The 2,736-nt window shown below is 36.5% G+C and carries 1 protein-coding gene and 2 pseudogenes; all 3 read right to left on the bottom strand.

Features of this window, described 5'->3' with window-relative positions:
* A pseudogene (locus tag ACZQCL_RS08455) lies at positions 1-542 on the bottom strand (glutamate synthase subunit alpha); the annotation flags it as partial.
* A 16-nt stretch (positions 543-558) separates the two neighbouring features.
* Entirely contained in the window at positions 559-2,142 is a 1,584-nt protein-coding gene (gene asnB, locus ACZQCL_RS08460; RefSeq protein ID WP_412345761.1) for an asparagine synthase B, read from the bottom strand.
* A gap of 45 nt (positions 2,143-2,187) precedes the next feature.
* Positions 2,188-2,736, bottom strand: a pseudogene (locus ACZQCL_RS08465) (glutamine synthetase type III); the annotation flags it as partial.

Genomic DNA, 2,736 nt, shown 5'->3' on the forward strand with positions numbered 1-2,736 from the left:
AGAATCATTCCTTTATAAACAATGGTACGACTGCTTAATGAGGCCACATAGGTTTCTTTACAACTCTTTTCAAATTCGCGTCGAATCACATATAGTTTTTGTTCTAGATCTGTATCGCCTTGGACAAAAGCTTGGTAAATGCTAGGCATACAATCTTTGGCTTTTTGGCCTAGGATGGATTCGTCACATGGAACGTTTCGCCAAGTGATGAATGTGCATCCTTCTTGTTCGACAAGTTTTTCAAACATTTTTTTGTGTTGGTTTAAAAGCAGTTTATTTCTTGGCAAGAAAAACATACCGACACCATAGTGTTCGGGTAGTTTGATGTTGTCTTTCTTTAATGTTTTACGAAAAAAGTCATCACTGATTTGAAGGAGAATACCAACTCCATCACCCACTTTACCGCTGGCATCTTTACCTGCACGGTGTTCTAGTTTTTCTACAATGTGCAATGCTTTGTCTAAGACATCATAGCTTTGTTTACCATCGATTTGGACTACGGTACCAATACCGCAGGCATCGTGTTCGATTTCAAAATTCATAATTTACACAACCCTTCTATTTTCCGCTGTCTCCATAGTTTGATAAATAACGAGCACTCGGATCGTTGACGTTACATCCTTGCCAGTTTTTATTTGGCATCCAGAAATCTTTGATCATGCCTGCCTGTTCAGGGTAGTAAGATTCAAAAATTTCACGATATAATAGAGACTCTTTTGTGAATGGAGTACAGTATTTGTATTGTTTGATTTTTTCTTCAAATTCAGCATCTGTATACTGCTTTTCGGCATATTCTTTAATATCATCACTTAATGAGTGACCGACCGCATCAGAGAAGGCGGCTTTTTCTCGCATTAAGATATCGTAAGGAAGAATTTCGTCTTTTTCAAACGCATGACGAAGCAAATATTTTCCTTTATTGTACGTATTCATTTTCTTTTGTGGATCAATAGCCATAACGTATTTGACAAAATCTAAATCGCCAAAGGGAACACGGGCTTCAATGGAGTTTGTGGAAATGCAGCGATCAGCTCTTAATACATCGTACATGTAAAGTTCATGTACACGTTTTACACTTTCTTTTTGGAATTCTTGGGCGCTTGGGGCAAAATCTGTATATTTGTAGCCAAACAATTCATCACTGATTTCTCCAGTTAGTAATACGCGAATGTTACTTTGTTCATGAATGGCTTTACAGATAAGATACATTCCAATGCTGGCGCGAATGGTTGTGATGTCAAAAGTAGCCAAAGTTTGAATGACGGGTTTGATCGCATTTAAGACATCTTCTTTATTGATAATGATTTCATGGTGGTTAGAGCCAATAAAGTCAGCGACTTCTTTGGCATATTTTAAATCGATCGCATCTTCTTCCATTCCAATCGCATAGGTTTCAATGGGTTTATTGAGTAATTTTTGACTGATGGCACATACTAGACTTGAATCTAATCCTCCACTCAATAAGAATCCTAGTGGGGCATCGGCATCCAATCTTTTCTTAACGCCTTCAACGAGCTTGTCGTGGATATTTGTACAGATTGTATCTAGATCAGAGTCAATGACTTTATCTACTTTTGTGACATCTAAATAACAAGTGAATTTGCCATCGGCATAATAGTGTCCTGGAGGGAATGGAAAGATTTGTTCGACAATGGAAACTAGGTTTTTGGCTTCAGAGGCAAAGACAATATTATGATTTTGATCATAGCCATAAAATAATGGACGGATTCCGATTGGGTCTCTGGCGGCAATAAAATCGTTTTTCTTGGCATCATAAATAATGCAGGCATATTCAGCATCTAGTTTTTTAAACATGTCTAATCCGTATTTTTCATAGAGTGGTAGAAGAATTTCACAGTCGCTTTGCGAAATAAATGTATAGCCGGATTTTTCTAATTCGGACTTAATTTCTCGAAATCCATAGATTTCGCCGTTACATACCACATAATTGCCATCTCTAACAAAAGGCTGCATGCCAAGAGGACTTAGTCCCATGATGGATAGTCTTTGAAAACCTAGATAGCCGCATCCGACTTCTTGAATTCTTTCATCGTCTGGACCTCTTGTATATGTCGCAAGTAATGCTTGATGAATGGATTCTTTATTTACTTTTAATGATTTATATCCAATAATTGTACACATAAATTACATCTCCTTTATAGACGGAAAAACCGGGCGTATGCCGGTTTATTGAATTCCGAATAATAATTTTCCATATGTTGGAAATGGCCAATCACTATTAGAAGTAATGACTTCAAGTTCGTCGCATGGTTTTCGTAATGAGGCCATATCTTGGATAATGAAGTCTCTTACATAGAAGGCTGATTTTTCAAAATCATCAATTTCATGTAGTTTTTTAACATCGTTTTCAAGTGTCATCATAGCTTGGTAAGCTTCGGTTAAATATTCACTGACTTTTTTAGCCGTTTCAAGTTCATAGATTAAGTCGATACCGATGGCTTTTTTATTTGCGATTGTATCTGTCAATTCTTTAGAGAACTTACTTGCGGCTGGTAAAATGTCTTTTTTCGCAATATCTAACATTGTCAATGCTTCAATGTTGATTTGTTTTTCGTATTCATCCATTAAAATTTCATATCTTGATTCCACTTCTTCTTTAGATAAAACTTTTTGTCTTTCAAATAGGGCAATGTTTTCATTGGTTTTGAAGTATGGAAGGGCATCTGGAGTTGTCTTTAAGTTTAACAAGCCTCTAGACTCAGCTTCTTTAACCCA

The sequence above is a fragment of the Holdemanella sp. genome (assembly GCF_056804935.1).

Bases quoted from the DNA above. Each gene is read 5' to 3' on its own strand.
- asnB (WP_412345761.1), bottom strand. From the start codon at position 2,142: ATGTGTACAATTATTGGATATAAATCATTAAAAGTAAATAAAGAATCC.